This window comes from Carboxylicivirga fragile, from assembly GCF_050589805.1.
Classification (GTDB): domain Bacteria; phylum Bacteroidota; class Bacteroidia; order Bacteroidales; family Marinilabiliaceae; genus Carboxylicivirga; species Carboxylicivirga fragile.
In genome coordinates, this window is the sequence record NZ_JBNGOY010000098.1 from 1 (window position 1) to 5,007 (window position 5,007).

Here is a 5,007-nt window from a genome sequence, read left to right on the forward strand (position 1 = left end):
TTACCCCTCCAAACCTCCCCTAAAGTGGAGGCTTAAGTCCCCTTCAGGGGATTTAGGGGTAGTAAAAAAGGATATTTGATTACAAATTAAAAGTATCCTAATTGTGATTTTTACTTTTGAGACAGCCTCATTATATAGATTTTAATAAAAGCTGGCTTAATCAATTATTTAGCAAAGCGCATGCGATATTTAGGAGCTACCTTACCCTCTGCTATCTTTGCCAATTTATTCTTCATCAATCGCTTGCTTATTCCCGAAACATGGTCAATATAAAGCACGCCTTCGGTATGATCATATTCGTGCTGAATTACACGAGCATTATAGCCTGAAAAAGTTTTAACTTGCTTCTTGAAATCGCGATCGTAATATTCAATTTCAATCGACCAAGGACGTTCAACTTCGCCATTAATATCAGGTAGACTCAAACAACCTTCTTGCTCAGCCCAAAACTCTTCAGATTCGCCAGTTATTTGTGCATTGATGAATACCTCTTTCACTCCCTCTTCTTCTTCAAATAAATCTTCTCGATCCTCCTCATTCATTCCCTCATACACTTGGGCAGTATCAACCACAAATAATCGGATTGTTTTATTAACCTGAGGCGCAGCAAGACCAACACCACTAGCTTCATACATGGTTTCCCACATATTATCAATCAATACTTGTAAACCATCATACTCAGCGGTAATATCATCACACACTTTTCTCAACACTTTATTACCGTAGGCTGTTACTGCTAATGCCATCTTCTTAAATATTTTAAATACGGGGTGCAAAAATAATATAAAAGATAAACAAGGCAATTATATTTTAGTTCTCAGTTTTATCTGACAAATTCCTCGAGGCTTGCCCCGGGTATATTTAACTTTAAGGATTTTCTTTATTGCATCGCGCTCAAGTTTATCTTATCCCGTATATTAAATAGAAAGTATATCCAGTAAGACGTCTTTCATTTAGTTACGAAATGCGTATATTTGCAAGAATTATAAAACAAATCATAACCTTATGAAGTATTTCATTTTTATTGCGAGCCTCATTTTATTCAATGCATGTAACAACAAATCACAACAATGCGATCAAACACCAAGTATACAAGGCACCTGGCAGCTCATTTCATCAGAGTATCATAAAAAAGACACAATCACTTCTAACATGAATGAAGGTCAGAAAATGATTAAGATAATTACCCCAACTCATTTTGCTTTCTTACTTCATGACTTGAAAAAAGGAAAAGACTCAACTAATGTTGCCTACATGTCGGGCGGCGGATCCTATACCTATCTTGATGGCAAATACATCGAGAACCTGGAATATTGCACTGCTCGCGAATGGGAAGGTCATGCCTTTGATTTTGAACTTACTATTAATGGTGATACGCTTACTCAAACAGGTGTTGAAGAATTAGAAGATTTAGGTCTTGGAGCTGAAAATATGCTTTTGATTGAAAAGTATGTACGAGTAAAGTCAGACAAATAGTAATAGCAGACAATTTTTGGGAGTTCTTTATTGAAAAAAAAGAAATAAATTTCGTTTTTTTGTATTTCATTAAAACAAGCATAACTCTGAAATGAAGATTTTTTTAGGCTATCTCATAACTCCCATTTTTTACATCTATTACGCACTTGTTCTTCTAATCCTCCATCCTTTTCAAGTAGGAGCAAATATTATTTTTGGCGATCACGCACGACGCAGAGTGGTAGATGCCCTAAATTTTTTCCTTGTAGGAGGACTTTTCATTATGGGATGCAGAATTAGATTTATTGACCGTGAGAAAATACCAAGCGGACGCCCAATAATTATTGTATCGAATCATCAAAGTTTATTTGATATCCCTGCTGTAGTATGGGCTTTCAAAAAAATGTATACCAAGTTTATATCTAAAATTGAATTGGGCAAAAACCTACCAAGCATATCCTACAATTTAGTTCATGGAAAATCAGCATTGATAGATCGAAAAAACGGTGCTCAATCGGTTAAAGAAATTTTCAAACTTGGAAAACTGATACAGGAAAATCAATACGCAGCTTGTATATTTCCTGAGGGAACTCGTAGTAAAAATGGCAGGGTGAAAAAATTCATGTCGGCAGGAGTTAATACCTTGTTACGGGCAGCGCCAGATGCTATTATCGTTCCTTTTGCCATAAATGGCCATAGTCGATTAATGTACAAAGGTATGTTTCCATTAAAATTTGGCCAACGAATTACTTACAAGGTATTAGATCCTATTGAACCAAAAGGTAAGGATGTAGAAATCTTACTCAAAGACATTCAATCAGATATAAAACTAGAACTAAAGCAGAATATTTAAATATTTAAACTATCTTGTTCTGAGACGTTAATCTCAAGCAACATCAATATATAACATGCTTTTATACTAGTTTATTAAAGCGTAACTTTGAAACTCACATTAACCAGTATATATAATGAACATTTTTGATCGACATAATTTCCACATTCCTGTTTTAGGCTTGGGTTATACTTTAGATTCGCCAATCAAAGTAGCGCCATATGGAATTTCATCAGTTGTATCTTTAGTTGATGATGTTTTAATGGAGCAGCTCAGAGAATTTTACAGCGAAAAATTCGATCTTCCATTTCAAGCCATTTCAGATAAAGTAGAAGATTTTAGAGCTAAGCGCATCACTTCTTATCTAAATATGATGGATGAGATAGTTGGTGAAAAAGTGGCTAACCTCAAACAATCTGCTTTGGAAAAAGGAAGTGAGTTGGAGAAGTACTTTGACCTGTTACCAGACTTTTCTCACATCAAAGAGAAATTTAATTTGGCTGAAAAAAGTAAGCAAATTAAAGAAGAATTAACTAATTGGGTGCAAGAACACTTGCCAGTTGGTGATATTGACGTTAATATCATGACCAAATTAGATAAGGTTAATTCGAAAGATGGTGAAGAATTGCCTATCGAATACAACGATGCACATGCAGCCGTTAGAGGTTTTGCCAATAGCAAACTTACATCATCGTTAGTTTTGTCCGCAGGCATGAGTCCTCGTTTATATTCTTACTTAGAGAAATTTAAGGATTTCTTCCCTGACATGAATGGTGACCTTAAAAAGAAGATTATTCTTAAGGTGAGCGATTTCCGTTCGGCTTTGGTGCAAGGTAAAATGCTTGCTGCGAAAGGCATCTGGGTTTCGGAGTACAGAATTGAATCTGGTGTAAACTGCGGTGGTCACACATTTCCGACCAACGGCTTATTATTTGGCCCTATCCTGGACGAATTTAGAACCAATCGCGACAGGCTTTTTGAAACTGTTAAAAATGCGTATGACGCGGCAATAAATAAAAAAGAATTAACGCAACCATCGCAGGAACCTAATTTTAAAATCACTGCTCAGGGTGGTGTTGGTTCAAACGAGGAACATCAATTTTTAATGAAACACTACCAAATGGATGGTGTTGGTTGGGGTACTCCTTTTATGATTGTTCCGGAAGCAATTAGTATTGATAAAGATACTTTAAAGCTACTCGAAAATGCAAAGGAAAAAGATTTATACTTCAGTGGCTTATCCCCTCTTGGTGTTCCTTTTAACAGTGTGAGAAATGCTAGCATGAGCGTTCAACGTATTGAAAGAGCCAAGAACGGTACCGAAGGAATGCCATGTACCAAAGGTTTTTTAAAATATAACACAGAATATACAGAGAAACCAATTTGCACTTCATCGCGTCAGTATCAAAAGCAAAAGTTAGTAGATTTAGCTGCCTTAAATCTTCCTGCTGATGAATACAAAACAGCCTACGAAGGCATCATAGAAAGAGAATGTCTTTGTGTTGGCTTAGGTGTGTCACTGCTTGAATCTAAAAGCATTGCTACGAAAGCAACGGATAAGGTAACGGTTTGTCCTGGGCCTAACTTGGCTTACTTTTCGAAACAGGCTACGCTTAAAGAAATGGTTGATCACATTTATGGTCGCACCAACTTATTAGATAATCGCCCTCGTCCACATATGTTCTTAAAAGAACTAGGTATGTATTTGGATATTTTCCAAACACGATTAGCTAGTTTCCTAAAGGATACTGAAAATAAGAAGGAGTTGAAACAACTTAAAGCTTTTCAGAAGAACATTTTTGATGGTGTTGCTTATTACAAAGAACTATTTGCTGAGAAAAAGGCAGAAGTCATTGAGGAGCTAGACCAATTGATGGGCAAATATCCTGTAATTAACAAAGAGTTATAACAACTTATATTATACTGTATCAAGAGGGTATTCATTTTTTGAATACTCTCTTCTTTTTTTAATCGATTTCATTCGCAACTACATCAACAACAATGAACAACAAATTTCAACACAGTAAAATCAAGACTACAACTGTACTTACGCTTGGCTTTTTTCTAGTTTTAATGAGCGCATGCTCTAAAATCACAGAATCATCTTTAAACAAAAGCAAAACCATTCATCTGGTTGACGGATCAACAGTTCTTCTTAACAAAAACAGTTCAATTACTTATGATGAATCTTTTAAAGATCGTCATGTCGAATTAGACGGAGAAGCATATTTTGTTGTAAAAAAGGATGCTGTTCCTTTTGTTGTCTCCACCAAGCTAGGTGATATAAAAGTAATTGGCACGGAGTTTAATGTGAAGACAAGCGACACTCAAATGGAAGTGGAAGTAGAAAAGGGATCAGTAGAAATGAGCATTAATGAACAAGTGCAAAAACTTATTCGCGGTGAATCAGCCGTTTTCGATAAATCGGAACAATTATTTGAAAAAGGAAAAGCTGAATTCAAACATCGTATTTGGACCAAAGATTTTCAGGATGACCTAAATGTCGTTGGTAATGAAGCAAAAAAGAGTGGGCGTGAAATTGGAAAAGAATTTAAAAAACTTGGTCGAAAAATAAAAGACGAAATTGACGATTAAAAAAAAACATTTTCAATACTATAAATTTATAAAAGAGGCTGTCTCAAAAGTCAAAAAAGAATCTTTGAAACTTATAATTTGTAACTAACTTCAATATTTGTTACCCCTAAATCCCCTGAAGGGGA

General features: G+C 35.4%; 5 protein-coding genes. 4 read left to right on the forward strand and 1 reads right to left on the reverse strand.

The genetic code is table 11. The annotated features are described in order from the left end of the window. Window positions 1-164: 164 nt before the first annotated feature. A complete protein-coding gene (def, locus tag ACRD7B_RS22490; protein WP_430826921.1) occupies window positions 165-746 on the reverse strand; it encodes a peptide deformylase in 582 nt (193 codons plus the stop codon). Window positions 747-1,005: 259 nt separating this feature from the next. On the opposite strand from def, the gene ACRD7B_RS22495 reads away from it, so the two are divergent. The 4 genes from ACRD7B_RS22495 to ACRD7B_RS22510 all read left to right on the forward strand — a co-directional run bounded on the left by ACRD7B_RS22495 (window position 1,006) and on the right by ACRD7B_RS22510 (window position 4,882). Continuing rightward, entirely contained in the window at window positions 1,006-1,476 is a 471-nt protein-coding gene (locus ACRD7B_RS22495; protein WP_430826922.1) for a hypothetical protein, read from the forward strand. A gap of 91 nt (window positions 1,477-1,567) precedes the next feature. Further along, window positions 1,568-2,308: a lysophospholipid acyltransferase family protein gene (locus ACRD7B_RS22500; RefSeq protein ID WP_430826923.1), complete on the forward strand. Its 741-nt coding sequence runs from the start codon at window positions 1,568-1,570 to the stop codon at window positions 2,306-2,308. A gap of 115 nt (window positions 2,309-2,423) precedes the next feature. Beyond that, window positions 2,424-4,196 carry a hypothetical protein gene (locus tag ACRD7B_RS22505; RefSeq protein ID WP_430826924.1) on the forward strand — a complete coding sequence of 591 codons (1,773 nt, stop codon included), beginning with the start codon at window positions 2,424-2,426 and terminating at the stop codon, window positions 4,194-4,196. A 92-nt stretch (window positions 4,197-4,288) separates the two neighbouring features. Next, a complete protein-coding gene (locus tag ACRD7B_RS22510) occupies window positions 4,289-4,882 on the forward strand; it encodes a FecR family protein (RefSeq protein ID WP_430826925.1) in 594 nt (197 codons plus the stop codon). Window positions 4,883-5,007 lie beyond the last annotated feature (125 nt).